We start from the raw sequence: 15,230 nt of genomic DNA, 5'->3' as shown, positions 1-15,230 counted from the left end.
GGCGACTGACCGGCGCGCAGCCATTTGGCCAGCATCAGGCCGAAGGCCAGGGCAAAGCTCATGGCCAGCAACTGAAACGGTGGAAACACCCCGGCGGTCAGCCGGGTCAGCAGGGCCAGACTGCCCCATAACACAATGGACAGACTGCCGATCAAGGTAGCCTGGCGGCGGCTCAGCATGGCAAAACACCCCGGATGGAAAGCAATGCGCCAGCGTAACGTGCGCTCGGCCAGCAGGCTTTGGCGGGCTGGCGGGCTTATTTGCCGTGCTGGCGGAAGTGGCTGGGCGCGATACCGAAATGACGGCGGAAGCGGTCGCTAAAGGCGGACAGGCTGGCATAGCCGCAGTGCTCGGCCACCTGCTGTACCGGCAAACAGCCCTGCTCCAGCAACAGCCAGCCATGCTGCATGCGCTGCTCCAGCTGGTATTGGCCGGGGCTCATGCCCAGCTGGCGGCGGAACAGCTCGGACAGCTGGCGCACGCTCAGATGCGCGGCCGCCGCCAGCTGCGCCAGGCTGATGTCTTCGGCAAAGCGCGCATCCAGCAGCGCGCGCGCCGCCGCCACCCGCCGGTCCAGCTGCCAGGCAGCGCCGGCCCGTTCGGCCAGCAATTGCGTCAGCAGCAACAACATCTGCCGCCGTCCGGCCACAGCGGCCTGTGGCCGTTGCAGCTCCTCGCGCAAAAAGGCGACATAGGCCAGCAGGCCGGCATCCAGCGGCAGGAAAGCCGGCAGCTGCGCCAATTGTGGCGCCAGTGCCGCCGGCACATTGGCCACCACAAAGGCATTGTCACCGGGCGCAGCAAAGCCATGCCTGTTACCTGCGGCAATTACCGCCAGCTGGCCGGCCTGCACCAGCCCGCCACGGCCGGCCACATCCAGCTCCAGGCAGCCACGCGCCGGCAGCACCAGCTGATGGTAATCATGCTGGTGCTGCTGGCTTTCCTGCTGGTAGCTGCGCAGCTCCAGCAGCAGGTCGTCTTGATGAGGCATGTGCCCATGGTAGCGGCATGGCAAGGGACTGCGTGCAGGCTGCTACAAAAAAATGCCCCACCGACAAGGGTGGGGCCAGGGGAGGAGACGGGAGCAAGCCCCGATACAACAAGATACGCCAACAACAAACGCGATTCACTCAGCCCGGCTGGGTGCCGGCGACCAGCCGCTCAGGCTGGCGCAGTCCGGCGCCGGCACGGTATTGCGCCAGCCAGCCGTCCAGGATGGCGCCGGCAGTAGCCGGCAGATGCAGCCGCAGCTTGCTGCGTCGCCACAGGATGTCCTCTGCCGTGAGCGCCCATTCCTGATCCACCAGATAGCTCAGCTCGGCCTCATACACGCCGGGCAGGATTTCCGCCCCCAGCTCGTGCAGGCTGCGGGCACTGCCGATCAGCGTGGCCAGGCGCGTGCCATAGCTTTTCACATAGCGCTGCAACAGCGCGGCCGGCAGCCAGGGATAGCGCAGCTGGCTGGCCGCCAGGAAGGCCGCCGCGTCGGCGTTTGGCATGTCGCCACCGGGCAAGGGCACGCCGGCCGTCCAGGTGGGCTGGTGATTGCCCAGCAAGGGGGCCAGCCGGTCCACCGCTTCTTCCGCCAGCTTGCGGTAAGTGGTGATCTTGCCGCCAAACACCGACAGCATTGGCGCACCGGCACCGTCCAGCTCCAGTGAATAATCACGCGTCACGCTGGAGGCATTGCTGGCATCGTCGTCCAGCAGCGGGCGCACGCCGGAATAGGTGCTCAGCACATCATCCGGGCCGATCTGGCTGTTGAAATAGCGATTGCTCATGCGGCACAGATAATCCACCTCGTCCGCATCGATGGCCACGGCACCGGGGTCGCCGTGGTATTCCACATCGGTGGTGCCAATCAGGGTGAAGTCGTTTTCGTAGGGGATGGCGAAAATGATGCGCTTGTCCGGATTCTGGAAAATATAGGCATAGGGGTGATCGAACAGCTTGTTCACCACGATGTGGCTGCCCTTGACCAGACGGATGGACTTGGGCGACGGCAGCTGCAGGGTGTCTTTCAGCAGGCTTTCCACCCAGGGCCCGGCGGCATTGACCACGGCACGCGCCGCTACCTGCTCGCGCTGGCCGTCGCTATGCTGCAAGGTACAGATCCAGCGCTCGCCCTCGCGCCGCGCCGCCACACAGGCGGTGCGGGTGACGATGCGCGCACCGTGTTCGGCGGCGGCCATGGCGTTGAGCACCACCAGCCGCGCATCCTGCACCCAGCCATCGGAATAGACAAAACCACGCTTGAAAGCGGCCTGCAGCGGCGCGCCGGACGGATGGCTGGCAAAGCTGATGGTTTCCGAGCCGGGCAATACTTCACGCCGCGCCAGATGGTCGTACAGAAACAGGCCGCAGCGGATCATCCATTCCGGGCGCTGGCTGCTGTCATGCGGCATGACAAAGCGCAGCGGCCAGATGATGTGCGGTGCGGCCTTGAGCAGCACTTCGCGCTCCTGCAGCGCCTTGCGCACCAGGCCGAATTCGTAATACTCCAGATAGCGCAGGCCGCCATGGATCAGCTTGGTGCTGGCCGACGAGGTATGCGAGGCCAGGTCGTCCTTTTCACACAGCAGCACGGACAAGCCGCGCCCTGCCGCATCGCGGGCAATGCCGGTGCCATTGATGCCGCCGCCAATCACCATCAGGTCATAGAGTTTCACAGTGCAATCCTCGGTCTTGTCTGCATCCGGCCTGCGCCTGTCGCTACAGGGCAAGAAGGCGGATTCTGCTTGTTGATGCTGCTTAGCATAGAGTCATACGAATACAAATTCAACACAAAATGTTCGTTTGTTTTCGTTTTGTGCGCTGCAATGTGCGTATAGACCACAATATTGTTTGCTCACCGCCGCCAGGCGCCGGCGCCGCCTTCTTCCCCCTGCCCTGCCGGCAGCGGCAGAACACCCGGTCACGGGCAGGAACTGCGCATAAAAAAAGCCACCCGCAGGTGGCTTGCCGGCCCCGAACCTCCGGGGCGACCAGGAGCAAAGCAAAATCACAGATGGGTGTAGGTCACCGCCGCCAGGGTGGCACCCAGCAAGGAACCCACTACCGGCACCCAGGCATAGCCCCAGTCGCTGGAGCGCTTGCCGGGAATGGGCAGCAGGGCATGCATGATGCGCGGCGCCAGATCGCGCGCCGGGCTCATGGCATAGCCGGTGGTACCGCCCAGCGACACCCCGATGCCCAACACCAGCAGCGCCACCGGCAGGGCATCCATCGCCCCCAGCGACATCTTGGGCGCCACCATGCTGAGGATGGCAAACACCAGCACAAAGGTGGCCAGCACCTCGGACAACAGGTTGCCCGGCAGGCTGCGGATGGCCGGGCCGGTGCAGAAGGTGGCCAGCTTCAAATCGGCACATTCGGTGGTTTCGTAGTGCTTGCGGTACATCACCCACACCAGCAGCGCCCCCATCATGCCGCCCAGCATCTGCGCCAGCACATAGCCGGGTACACGGGCCCATTCAAACTTGCCAGCCACCGCCAGCGCCACGGTCACTGCCGGGTTCAGGTGGGCACCGCTGATGGCAGCCACGCTGAATACCCCGACAAACACCGCCATGGCCCAGCCAAAGGCAATCACGATCAGGCCGCTGTTATGGCCCTTGGTATTGTTCAGCAGCACATTGGCCACCACGCCATTGCCCAGCAACACCAGCAGGGCGGTTCCGATAAATTCACCAAACAAAGGATTCATGGTTTTGTCTCCGCGCCAGGGCTCCCGCTACCGTCCGCTACATTGGCAGACAGCTGCTCTCCCCGACGCTGCTACCACCGCAGCAGACCGCTGGCGACACCTATATCGCCATGCCGGCTGCCTGGTGGACACTCAGGAAAATGAAGCAAGACAACCGCCGGACTGTGCATCCGGCCCACCGTCCGCCCGGGCAAGGCGGCGGCGGGACAAGGCGGTCGGTTTGCGACTCAGGATTCAGCCCAGGCCTTGGCGGCGTTGACGGCGCGGTTCCAGCCGCGGACATTGTCCGCTACCTGTTCGGCAGCCATGTTCTGCTGGAAGCGGCGATCCAGCTGCCACTGGCCCTGGATATCCGCCACGCCATCCCAGTAACCCACGGCCAGGCCCGCCAGATAAGCGGCTCCCAGCGCGGTGGTTTCGGTGATTTTCGGGCGCACCACATCCACGCCGAGGATGTCGGACTGGAACTGCATCAGCAGTTCGTTGACGGTGGCACCACCATCCACGCGCAGCTCGGCAATGGCCATGCCGGCATCGGCTTCCATGGCCTTGAGCACGTCCATGGTCTGGTAGGCAATGCTGTCCAGTGCGGCGCGGGCGATATGCGCGGCCTTGGTACCCAGCGTGGCACCGACAATGGTGCCGCGGGCATTTTGCTGCCAGTGCGGCGCACCCAGCCCGGCAAAGGCCGGTACCAGATACACGCCATCGCTGCTATCCACTTCCTGCGCCAGCGGGCCGACATCGGCCGAATGGCGGATGATGCCCAGGCCGTCACGCAGCCATTTCACCACCGCGCCGCCAATGAAAATGGAGCCTTCCAGCGCGTACTGCACCTGGCCATCCAGCTTCCAGGCAATGGTGGTCAGCAGATTGTTGGAGGATTCGATCGGCTTGCTGCCGGTATTCATCATCATGAAGCAGCCAGTGCCGTAGGTGTTCTTCACCATGCCCGGACGGGTGCACTGCTGGCCGAACAGCGCCGCCTGCTGGTCGCCGGCCACGCCGGCAATCGGGATTTCCACGCCCAGATGGGCGGCATGGGTGTGGCCATACACTTCGCTGGAGCTTTTCACCTCCGGCAGCATGCTGGCCGGTATGCCCATGATGTCCAGCAGCTCGGCATCCCACTGCTGGCTGTGGATGTTGTACAGCATGGTGCGCGAGGCATTGGACACGTCGGTGACATGCACCTTGCCGTGGGTGAAATTCCAGATCAGCCAGCTATCTACCGTACCAAAGGCCAGCTTGCCGGCTTCGGCGCGGGCACGCGCACCCGGCACATTGTCCAGAATCCACTTGATCTTGCTGCCGGAGAAATAGGCATCCACCGGCAGGCCGGTCTTGTTGCGGATGGCGTCGGCCAGGCCGCGCTCCTTCAGCTGATCGCAAAATTCCGCGGTGCGGCGGTCTTGCCAGACGATGGCGTTGTATACCGGCAGGCTGGTTTCACGGTCCCACACGATGGTGGTTTCGCGCTGGTTGGTAATACCGATGGCGGCAATGCTGCGGCCATCGATACCGGCCTTGGCCACGGCTTCGGCCGCGACACCGGCCTGACCGCCCCAGATCTCCTGCGGGTCGTGCTCCACCCAGCCCGGCTGGGGGTAGATCTGACGGAATTCCTTTTGTGCCAGCGAAACGATGTCGCCCGCCTGATTGAACAGAATGGCGCGGGAACTGGTGGTTCCCTGGTCCAGAGCCAGGATGAACTGGTTTTTCATGTGAGGTGTCTCCTTTGCAATCCAAAGGGCCGTTGCAGGCCGAGCGCTTTTTTGCTGACTGGTGTTGACGGCATCACCTCGAACACTCCCGCCTGACAGGCCAGGAAAGTGAGGCAGCAATCTTTGTTATGTTGTTTTTTGTATTTATATTGTTCGTTTTATTTTCGGCCCATTCTAGTTGTCACGATTCAGCTGTCAATCAACACGCATAAAACTTTCGCAGTTTGCGGAAATCCGACCAGCCGCCTACGGCCACCTGGCCGTTTTGCAGCGCACGATATCGCAAATGACTATGGTCTGTAAGCACTGCACTACAAGGATTTGCGCCTTTCTTGCTTTGCAGCAAACCAGCCGTTTTGCCGGACGAGGCAAAATAACAACACCATGCGACGGCTGCGCAAGCAAAACGCGCATTAAGCGCACCCGGAAAATTTGTCTACTGGCAAGACGGCAACACCCAGACCAAGTGCCGGCAAGGTAGCGCAGCCACTACAGCGCGGATGTGGCAGCATGATGCGGAAACAAAGAGACCCTGACAGGCAACTAGCCTGCAGATCAGGCGCACCGGACAACACCTCACGCCCGCCGGCAGCACTGGCCGGGCATCGACAAGGACCAAGACATGCTCCGCAATACCAAGATTCTCGCCACGCTGGGACCGGCCTCCAGCAGCCCGCAGCAGATCCTGGCGCTGGCTCGCGCCGGGGTGAATGTGTTCCGCCTCAATATGAGCCACGGCAGCCACGACGACCACCGCGCCCGCCTGGCCGCCATCCGCGCCGCCGAAACGGCAATGGGCCGCCCCATCGGCGTGCTGGTGGATCTGCAAGGCCCCAAGCTGCGCATTGGCACCTTCCCGCAGGGGCCGGTCACCGTACACACCGGCCAGCCCTACCGCTTTGTGCTGGACCAGGTGGACGGCGATGCCGAGCAGGTCACCCTGCCCCACCCGGAAGCCTTTGCCGCGCTGGAACACGGCCATCACATCCTGGTGAATGACGGCAAGCTGTCGTTTCACGTGGAACGCGTGCAGGACCGGGTGATCCACACCACGGTGGCGGTGGGCGGCGAGCTGTCCGACCGCAAGGGCTTCAACCTGCCGCAAACCATCCTGCCGCTGTCGGCCATCACCCCGAAAGACCGCAAGGATGCCGAATTCGCGCTGCAGGAAGGCGCCGACTGGATTGCCCTGTCCTTTGTGCAAACCGCCGAAGACGTACGCGAACTGCGCCAGATGATCGGTAACAGCGTGGGCATCGTGGTGAAGATCGAAAAACCCTCTGCCGTGGACCAGCTGGATGAAATTGCCGAACTGGCCGACGCAGTGATGGTGGCGCGTGGCGATCTGGGCGTGGAATTGCCGCCGGAAGACGTGCCGGTGGTACAGCGCCGCATCGTGCACCAGTGCCGCCATCTCGGCCGTCCGGTCATCGTGGCCACCCAGATGCTGGAATCGATGATTTCCGCGCCCACCCCCACCCGCGCCGAAGCCAACGACGTGGCCACCGCCGTGTATGAAGGTGCCGATGCGGTGATGCTGTCGGCCGAAACCGCTGCCGGTTCCTTCCCGGTGGAAGCGGTGCAGATCATGGACCGGGTGATCCGCCGCGTGGAAGGTGCGCCGGACTACCGCCGCGTGATGGCACTGGACTACAGCGCGGCCGAGGCTCCCGGTCAGGCCGATGCCATTGCCGCCTGCGTGCGCAAGGTGGCCTCCATCCTGCCGGTAACCGTCTCCGCCGCCTTCACCACCTCCGGCTCCACCTGCCTGCGGCTGGCGCGCGAACGCCCGCACACCCCCATCATGGGCATCTCGCCGCGGCTGGACACCGCCCGCCGCCTGACCCTGGTATGGGGCGTGGTGGCCTATAACGGCCCGGATGCGGAAAACCTGGAAGACATGGTGGTGAAAACCACCTTCTGCGCCACCAAGCTGGGGCTGGCCGAACAGGGCAAGCCGATGGTGATCATTGCCGGCGTTCCCTTTGGCACACCGGGGGCCACCAACCTGCTGCGCATCGTCTACCCCTGATCGGCCTGCTGGCCCACCGCGCATGAAAAAAGCCGCCAACGGAATCCTCCGCTGGCGGCTTGCTGTTTTCTGACGCTACCCTGCTCTGCCCGCCAGCATCAGGGCGATGTGGCAACGCCATGCAAGCGCGCAGCCACGGCTGGCAAGCCTTGCAAAAAGGCATCCAGCGGTGCGGCCCACAAGGTTGCCGGGTGGCGGCTCAGCCCATGGCCGTCGCCATCCGGCACCGCAGCAGCATGCACAAAGCGGGTCGGGCTGCCGCCCGCAGCAAAGGCCTGATGCCACGCCACCGGTTCATCCGGCCCCCAGTACTGGTCGTTTTCGGCGTAAATCCACAGATTGGGCAGGGTGGTATGCCGGCCCAGTTCGCCATACAGGCGGGTGAGCTGTTCTGGCTCGCAGCTTTGTCCCGGTGATTTTTCCGGATTGCCCCCGGCACCGCCGGCAAAATTGATATAGCCGATCACCCCTGGCGGGGTGGTGGCGCCCACCGCAACCGTGAGCAAACCGCCTACCGACTGCCCTTCCAGCACGATGGGCTGGCCCGCCCCCCAGGGCTGCTGGCCAATCCAGCGGATGGCGGCCTGCACCGCCGCGCCGCCCGCCTCGGCGGTATGACGAAAATCAGGCTGACCGCTGCACTGGCCCGGCGCCAGCATGTGGGCGCTGTGATATTCCGGGTCGCCACCACCGGTGCTGCCATAGCCCGGCCGGATGGGCGCCACGATGATGAAACCCTTGCCCAGCCAGTACGCCAGCTGGCTGCGGCCCATCGGGTATTTCAGCTGGTGCCGCTCGGCCGTGCTGCCCGCGCGGCCGTGGGAAAACAGCAATACCGGAAACGGCCCATCCCCGGCGGGGCGGTACAGCAGGGCCGGCATCTCCAGCGTGCTGCCAAACAGGCCGGCACCGGGCAGCGGGATGCTGACTTCCTGCGGGGCAGGCAAACTGGCGGCGCGTACCTGCAGCACCAGACAGAGGGCCAGCAGCAGGGCTTGGCAGTAAGCACGACATTCACGCCACATGATCTTGCTCCAGAATCGCGGCCAGCAAGGCAGCCAGGCCGGCAGGGTTGTCTTCACTCATGGCATGGCCGGCATCAGCCAGCACATGCACGCTCACACCATCTTGCGCCAGGCGGGTCAGCGCGGGCTGGGGCAAGGAGCGCGCGCCCACCACCACATCGCGTGGCATGCCCAGCGCCAATAACTGGCTACGCCAGCTAGGTTCGCCCCCCTGTACCAGCGACACCGCCGCCCGGTGTACCGCTGGCGCATGGCTGGCGGCCAGCGAGCCGGCCCACAGCGGGCTGCCTTCGCAACTGGCCAGCCGCGCCAGGCGCCGCTGGCCGCGCTGGATGAATGCGTCTTCGCTCATGGCCGCCAGCGCGCGGCTGAACACACCGCCGCCGGCATCCAGATTCGGCTCCAGCAATAGCAGCCGCGCCACCTTGTCCGGGCGCAGGCTGCTGGCGGCAATGGCCACGGCCCCGCCCATGCTGTGACCAACCATGTGCAGCTGCGGCAGGTCCAGATGATCGAGCAGGTCGGCCACCGTTGCGGCATGGGCGGCGATGGTATAGGCGAAGTCATCCGGCCGGTCGGAAAAGCCGGCGCCCAGCAAGTCCAGCAGCAAACAGCGCTGGCCGGCCAGCGCCGGATCGGCCGCCACACGGGGAAAGTCGCTGGAGCCTGCACAGCCCAGGCCATGGATGAACAACAGCGGCACACCGCGACCGGGCAGATCGTGATAGCGCAGCGCGCCGTGCTGACTGTGAAAAACCTGCATGCAACCACTCACCCCGTGACATGAAACGCAGGGCATAGTCTAGCGCGAGCGGGCAGGCGCGCGTAGGCTGCCGTTTTTAAAGGCCACGCCGGCAAGAAAACAGGCCGCATGTGCGGCCTGTGGTCTGTCACAGCGCGACTGGCGCTGCTGTTATTTTTTGCTGTAGAGCTGGTCGAACACACCACCATCGGCAAAGTGCTTTTTCTGGGTGCTGCGCCAGTCGCCAAACACCTCCTTGAGGGTGAACAGCTTCACCTTGGGAAACTGGCTGGCGTACTTGGCCGCGATCTTGGGATCACGCGGACGATAGTAGTTTTCGGCAGCAATGGTCTGGCCTTCCGGGGTGTACAGGAACTTCAGGTAAGCCTCGGCCTGCTTGCGCGTGCCCTTCTTGTCCACCACCTTGTCCACCACCGCCACCGGCGGCTCGGCCAGAATGGAAATCGACGGCGTCACGATGTCGAACTTGTCCGGCCCCATTTCCTTGATGGCCAGCACCGCTTCGTTTTCCCAGGCCAGCAGCACATCACCCAGGCCGCGCTGGGTAAAGGTCAGCGTGGCGCCACGTGCGCCGGAGTCCAGCACCGGTACGTGCTTGTACAGTTCGCTGACATAGGCACGCGCCTTGGCCTCGTTGCCGCCGTTTTTCTTCAGGGCATAGCCCCAGGCTGCCAGATAGTTCCAGCGGGCGCCGCCGGAGGTTTTCGGGTTCGGGGTAATCACCTGCACATCATTGCGCACCAGGTCGCCCCAGTCCTTGATCCCTTTCGGATTGCCCTTTTTCACAAGGAACACGATGGTGGAGGTATAGGGTGAGCTATTGTCCGGCAGGCGGGTTTGCCAGTTTTTCGGCAGCAGGCCCTCATCCGCCAGCACATCGATGTCGTAAGCCAGGGCCAGCGTGGCTACATCAGCCGCCAGACCATGCTGGATGGACAGCGACTGCTTGCCCGAACCGCCGTGCGACTGCTTGATGGTGAGCTCTTCGCCGGTCTTTTTCTTCCATTGCTCGGCAAAGGCCTTGTTCACGTCCTGGTACAGCTCGCGGGTGGGGTCGTAAGACACATTGAGCAATTCGGCCGCCTTGAGCGGGGTCACCGCCAGCAGCAGCACGGCTGCCAGCGCTTTCAGATTGGTGCGGATAGTCATGGGTGGCTCCTGAGTCGGTGGGCTGTTATGCAGCACACTGTAATCAGGATTTGTTTAGTTCCAGAAATGATTGTTTTTCATTCTGTTATTCGAATTAAGTCTATAAAGATCGCACCGTTAATTTCTCAATTGCATATAAAAACAATTATTTATTACTTTTTGCGCTATCCGGTTTGTCCTATAGTGGCTGCTTCAGGATAAGGACTGCGCCATGACGCACATTGCCGACGATTTCGATTTCATCATCCAGCCCGGCTGGAAAGGAAGTGGTGCCGACCACTGGCAAAGCCATTGGCAGCAGCAGCTGAACGCCATCCGGGTGGACAATGCCAACTGGGAACAGCCCGATCTGGACAGCTGGCTGCAAGGGTTGGACCAGGCGCTGTCACAAGCGCGCCGCCCGGCCATTGTCATCGCCCACAGCCTGGGCTGCATTACCGTGGCGCACTATGCGCGCCGGCACCCGCAGCGCATTGCCGGCGCCTTGCTGGTGGCACCGGCCGATGTGGAGCGCCCCTTCGTGCCGCGCGAACTGCTGCCCTTCGCCCCGTTGCCACGCCAGCCGCTGCCCTTTGTCAGCCGGGTGGTGGCCAGCGACAACGATCCCTTCTGCAAGCCGGCCCGCGCAGCGCGGCTGGCCGGCTACTGGCAAAGCCCGCTCTCCTGGCTGCAGCAAGCCGGGCATATCAATGTGGCCTCCGGCCATCAGCAATGGGAAGAAGGACTGGCCTTGCTGCCGCCCTTGCTGGAACGCGCCCGCGCCCAGCGCCAGGCCGCCGCCTGAGTCAGCGCGCCGCACCACTGGGGAACTGTCCCCACCGGCAGGTCATCAAAGCTGCTTTGACCACGCAGGCTGGCGGTGTCACACTGCCAGCCTTGTGTATCTGATGCCCATGCCGAAAAGGATGTCTCATGTTTGCTGCTAGCCCGATCAAGACCGCCATTGCCGCCATTGCGCTGACCCTGCCCATGCTGGCCCATGCTGACGCCGCACAGGATGCCGCCGCCAAGGAACTGGCCCAGGTGATCGGCCTGAACAATATGCCGAACGACCTGGCCAACCGCACCACCGGTTCGGCCGCCCCGCTGCTGCAGGAATATTTCGTCAAGAACAAGATCAACCTGACGCCGGAACAGCAGAAAAAGGCCCAGGACGGCTTCAAGGGCTACGCGGATGGCGTGCACAAGAGCGCTGCCGATTATTTCAACTCGCCCGCAGTGAAAAAGCAGTTTGAACAGGAAGTGGTCAAGAATTACAGCGCCCAGTTCTCTGCCGCCGAAATGCAGCAGATCGTGGCCTTCTACAAGACACCGGCCGGCCAGAAGCTGATGAAACAACAGCCGGTGGTGATCGACGGCATCATGAAGAGCATGCTGGGCTCGGCCGAAAAAAACCTGCTGCCGAAAATGCGCAGCGCTGCCGAAGCCTACGGCAAGTCCATCACCAAGTAAGACCTGTCAGCACCGACAGCACCATGATGAAACGGCCCTGCGGGGCCGTTTTTTGTTATTCCGCCGCCAGCGCGCCGTGCGGATACATCAGGATGTTCTTGGTAAAGGCGCAAGCCACTGCGTCGCGGTTGTGATAGCTGTACACCTGGTCTGAGGCAAAGGTCAGTGTCTCCCCGGCTTGCAGGGTATGGCTTTGCTGCGCCAGTTGTACTTGCAGGCTGCCTTCCAGCACATACAGTACTTCGTGGCAACCGGGGGCATCGGCCTCGGCGTAGTAGCTGTCACCAGCCGCCAGCTGCCAGCGCCACAGCTCCAGCGTCACCCCCGGCTTGGTCACCGACTCCAGCAGGCTGGCATGACTGTCCGCCCGCTCGCCCTGCCAGATGCGCAGGGGCAAGCCCGGCACCTTGTCCGCCAGCGGCGGCGGCCGCACCACCTCGGCAAAACTCAGCCCCAGCGCCGAGGCCAGCTTGTCGACGGTGGCAATGCTGGCATTGCTTTCCCCGGCCTCGATATTCACCAGCATGCGGCGGCTGATGCCGGCGCGCTCGGCCAGCCTTTCCTGGCTGTAGCCCTGCTGCTGCCGCGCCTGGCGCAGATTGGCCGACACATTCTGCATCACTTCCAGCGAACCGTTGCTCATGGCATTGGGCAATATATTGCACAGATGATAATAAGTGCATTATATTGCACTTACCTAGTCACCAGCAATCTGCGACCCGCCATCATGACCACCCTGACCGCCAGCGCCAGCCTGCCACCGCGCCACTCCCACCTGCCCGACATGGTGCTGATCGTGGTCACCATGATCTGGGGCTTCACCTTTCTGGTGGTACAACACGCCCTGCAATGGGCCGGCCCCTTCGGCTTTGTCGGCCTGCGTTTTGCCGTGGCCGGGCTGATTGCCATGCTGCTGTGCTGGCGCGAGCTGGCCGGCATCCGCCGCACCGAGCTATTGACCGGCCTGCTGGTGGGCAGTGTGCTGTTTGGCAGCTACAGCCTGCAGACTCTCGGCCTGCAGCTGATTCCCAGCAGCAAGTCGGCCTTTCTCACCGGCCTGTATGTGCCTCTGGTACCCTTATTCCAGCTGCTGCTGTTTCGCCACCGCCCCAGGTTGGCGGCCTGGCTGGGCATTCTCGTCGCCTTCGCCGGGCTGGTGCTGCTGTCCGATCCGCGTGGCCTGCACTTCAGCTTCGGTGCGGGTGAATGGCTGACCGTGGCCGGCGCGGCCATGATCGCACTGGAAATCAGCCTGGTCGGACGCTTTGCCGGCCAGTGCCATCCGCGCCGGGTGGCGGTGGTGCAGCTACTGACCGTGGCCCTGTTATCCGGCTGCGGCTGGCTGATCAGCGGTGAAGCCGCCCCGCAGCCACAGCCTGGCCTGCTGCTGAGCCTGCTGGGCATGGGGCTGGCCACCGCCGTCATCCAGATTGCCATGAACTGGGCGCAGAAAACCGTCCCCGCCACCCGCGCCACCATCATCTATGCCATGGAGCCGGTGTGGGCCGGGCTGGTGGGTGCGCTGGCCGGCGAACAACTGGGCATCATGGCCATCAGCGGCGCGGCGCTGATCGTGGCCAGCGTGCTGATCAGCCAGCTGGGCGGACGCCGCCCGCACTGAACGGCAGTGCGGCAAGCAAAACCACTTGCCAGTAACCGCACAGCGGCGCATAAACAGCAGCACTGCTTCACCGGCCAAGCCACATGTCCGACTACATCACCCTGCTTGATCAGGTGCGCCATTGCCAGCTGTGCGCGGCACAGCTGCCCCTGGGCCCGCGCCCGGTGCTGCAGCTGCACCCGGCAGCCCGCCTGCTGATTGCCGGGCAGGCGCCCGGTCGCAAGGTACATGCCTCGGGCCTGCCGTTTGACGATGCCAGCGGCGCCCGCCTGCGCGACTGGCTGGGCCTGGATGCGGCGCAGTTTTACGACCCGACGCTGGTGGCCATTCTGCCCATGGGTTTCTGCTATCCCGGCACAGGCCCCCATGGCGACCTGCCGCCGCGGCCGGAATGCGCCGCCCACTGGCGTGTTCCCTTGCTGCAGCAGCTGCCCGCGCTGCAGCTGACCCTGGTACTGGGTCAGCATGCGCTGGCCTGGCATCTGCCGGATGCCGGCAATATCACCACAGCGGTGCGCAACTGGCAGGCCGGCTGGCCACATATCTTGCCGCTGCCCCACCCCAGCCCGCGCAATAATCCCTGGCTGCAGCGCAATCCCTGGTTTGCCGCCGAGGTCCTGCCCGCACTGCGCCAGCGGGTCGAACAACTGCTGACCGCCAGCTGAACGGTTTTCTGCAGCACATTTGACCGGCCGGTTTGCCAAACCACCCGGCCCGTGATTACTCTTGCCGCTTGTCCGAACCAACCCTGTCTGCCATGAAAACTGTCGATCTGCTCAAGGGCCTGTGCGCCATCGTGCTGGCTCTGGCCTTCCTGCTGTGGCTGTATGGCACCTTCACCAACCAGCCGGATTTTGTCACCGCCGCCATGTGGCTGGGCGATGTGCTGGTGATGCTGCCGGCCTACCTGATTCCCACCATTACCGCCTGGCTGGTGAAAAGCCCGCGACTGAAAACCATTGCCCTGCTCAATATCCTGGGCGGCTGGCTGCTGATTCCCTGGATTGTTGCCATGGGCATGGCCATCAAGCGCGACGACCTGCGCGCACAGGACTGAACCGGTTTCGCCCCAGCCGCCTTGCTGCTGGCGGCAGCCTTCCCGTAAGCTGCCGCCATGTCTGCCTTCCTTCCCCGCCCGCTGTTCCCTGCCCTGTTGCGCCCCTTCCTGCGCGACCGGCTCTTGCATGTGCTGCTGTTACTGATGTTGCTGTTGTGGCTGCCGCAGCCGGCGGCCAGCAGTCAGTTCATCCACTGGATAGACTGGCCCACCCTCACCACCCTGTCTGGCTTGCTGCTGCTGACCAAGGGCGTGGAGTCCAGCGGCTATCTGGGCCACCTGGGCCGGCTGATCATCAACCGCCTGCCAAACCAACGGATGCTGGCGCTGTTTCTGGTGGCCATGTCCGCCCTGCTGTCCACCGTGCTCACCAATGATGTGGCGCTGTTCATCGTGGTGCCGCTCACCCTCGGCCTGCGTGGCATGGCCGGGCTGCCCATTGGCCGGCTGGTGATTTTCGAGGCGCTGGCGGTGAATGCCGGTTCGCTGCTCACCCCGATTGGCAATCCGCAAAACATCTTGCTGTGGCAGCTGTCCGGCCTGTCCTTTACTGCGTTTACCTGGCAGATGGCCCCGCTGGCACTGGGCAGCATGGCGCTGCTGTTACTGGCCACGGCACTGGCGTTTCCCGGCCAGCGCCTTCATGCCGAGTTGCACGACGACGCCAGCGGCTATCAGCCACAGCTGCTTTGGAGCTGCGC

The 15,230-nt window shown here is 63.7% G+C and carries 15 protein-coding genes; 7 read left to right on the top strand and 8 right to left on the bottom strand.

Translation table 11 applies throughout. From position 1 onward, the window contains the following. Nucleotides 1-256 precede the first annotated feature (256 nt). The 4 genes from JHD64_RS19155 to glpK form a co-directional block, all read right to left on the bottom strand. Nucleotides 257-991, bottom strand: coding sequence for an AraC family transcriptional regulator (locus JHD64_RS19155; protein WP_199055065.1), 735 nt, complete (start codon nt 989-991; stop codon nt 257-259). A gap of 139 nt (nt 992-1,130) precedes the next feature. Next, nucleotides 1,131-2,669 carry a glycerol-3-phosphate dehydrogenase gene (gene glpD, locus JHD64_RS19150; RefSeq protein WP_199055063.1) on the bottom strand — a complete coding sequence of 513 codons (1,539 nt, stop codon included), beginning with the start codon at nt 2,667-2,669 and terminating at the stop codon, nt 1,131-1,133. A 332-nt stretch (nt 2,670-3,001) separates the two neighbouring features. Further along, the gene (locus JHD64_RS19145; RefSeq protein WP_059287481.1) at nt 3,002-3,706 is read right to left on the bottom strand and encodes an MIP/aquaporin family protein; all 705 of its coding nucleotides are present in this window, start codon (nt 3,704-3,706) and stop codon (nt 3,002-3,004) included. 227 nt (nt 3,707-3,933) lie between these two features. Beyond that, nucleotides 3,934-5,430 (bottom strand): glycerol kinase GlpK, encoded by a 1,497-nt coding sequence (gene glpK / locus JHD64_RS19140; RefSeq protein ID WP_110313411.1) that lies wholly within the window; start codon nt 5,428-5,430, stop codon nt 3,934-3,936. A gap of 622 nt (nt 5,431-6,052) precedes the next feature. On the opposite strand from glpK, the gene pyk reads away from it, so the two are divergent. After that, complete coding sequence (gene pyk, locus JHD64_RS19135) at nt 6,053-7,462, top strand: pyruvate kinase (protein ID WP_110313410.1); 1,410 nt, start codon at nt 6,053-6,055, stop codon at nt 7,460-7,462. Between the two features lie 98 nt (nt 7,463-7,560). Here the strand turns inward: pyk and JHD64_RS19130 are convergent, their stop codons facing one another. The 3 genes from JHD64_RS19130 to JHD64_RS19120 form a co-directional block, all read right to left on the bottom strand. Beyond that, nucleotides 7,561-8,487 carry a dienelactone hydrolase family protein gene (locus JHD64_RS19130; RefSeq protein WP_199055061.1) on the bottom strand — a complete coding sequence of 309 codons (927 nt, stop codon included), beginning with the start codon at nt 8,485-8,487 and terminating at the stop codon, nt 7,561-7,563. Then, nucleotides 8,477-9,250, bottom strand: a complete 774-nt coding sequence (locus JHD64_RS19125) for an alpha/beta fold hydrolase (protein WP_199055059.1) — start codon at nt 9,248-9,250, stop codon at nt 8,477-8,479. The genes JHD64_RS19130 and JHD64_RS19125 overlap by 11 nt, the downstream gene beginning before the upstream one ends. Nucleotides 9,251-9,400: 150 nt before the next feature. Beyond that, nucleotides 9,401-10,399, bottom strand: coding sequence for a sulfate ABC transporter substrate-binding protein (locus tag JHD64_RS19120; protein ID WP_199055057.1), 999 nt, complete (start codon nt 10,397-10,399; stop codon nt 9,401-9,403). Between the two features lie 211 nt (nt 10,400-10,610). Here JHD64_RS19120 and JHD64_RS19115 point away from each other — a divergent pair, with 211 nt between their 5' ends. Next, complete coding sequence (locus JHD64_RS19115) at nt 10,611-11,183, top strand: alpha/beta hydrolase (RefSeq protein WP_199055055.1); 573 nt, start codon at nt 10,611-10,613, stop codon at nt 11,181-11,183. 128 nt (nt 11,184-11,311) lie between these two features. After that, the gene (locus JHD64_RS19110) at nt 11,312-11,851 is read left to right on the top strand and encodes a DUF2059 domain-containing protein (RefSeq protein ID WP_199055053.1); all 540 of its coding nucleotides are present in this window, start codon (nt 11,312-11,314) and stop codon (nt 11,849-11,851) included. A gap of 55 nt (nt 11,852-11,906) precedes the next feature. Here the strand turns inward: JHD64_RS19110 and JHD64_RS19105 are convergent, their stop codons facing one another. Continuing rightward, nucleotides 11,907-12,494 (bottom strand): helix-turn-helix domain-containing protein, encoded by a 588-nt coding sequence (locus JHD64_RS19105; RefSeq protein WP_199055051.1) that lies wholly within the window; start codon nt 12,492-12,494, stop codon nt 11,907-11,909. 84 nt (nt 12,495-12,578) lie between these two features. Between JHD64_RS19105 and JHD64_RS19100 the strand changes: the two genes are divergently transcribed. The 4 genes from JHD64_RS19100 to JHD64_RS19085 form a co-directional block, all read left to right on the top strand. Further along, nucleotides 12,579-13,472: a DMT family transporter gene (locus JHD64_RS19100; RefSeq protein ID WP_059287584.1), complete on the top strand. Its 894-nt coding sequence runs from the start codon at nt 12,579-12,581 to the stop codon at nt 13,470-13,472. Nucleotides 13,473-13,555: 83 nt separating this feature from the next. Then, nucleotides 13,556-14,137 carry a uracil-DNA glycosylase family protein gene (locus JHD64_RS19095; protein ID WP_199055049.1) on the top strand — a complete coding sequence of 194 codons (582 nt, stop codon included), beginning with the start codon at nt 13,556-13,558 and terminating at the stop codon, nt 14,135-14,137. A 92-nt stretch (nt 14,138-14,229) separates the two neighbouring features. Then, complete coding sequence (locus JHD64_RS19090; protein WP_059286745.1) at nt 14,230-14,529, top strand: superinfection immunity protein; 300 nt, start codon at nt 14,230-14,232, stop codon at nt 14,527-14,529. Between the two features lie 57 nt (nt 14,530-14,586). Next, on the top strand, nt 14,587-15,230 hold a 644-nt coding region (locus tag JHD64_RS19085), incomplete at its 3' end, for an SLC13 family permease (protein ID WP_199055047.1).

The sequence above is a fragment of the Aquitalea sp. ASV15 genome (assembly GCF_016429115.1).
GTDB lineage: Bacteria > Pseudomonadota > Gammaproteobacteria > Burkholderiales > Chromobacteriaceae > Aquitalea > Aquitalea magnusonii.
Note: the sequence above shows the minus strand (reverse complement) of the source record. Positions and strands in the feature narration are given on the sequence as shown.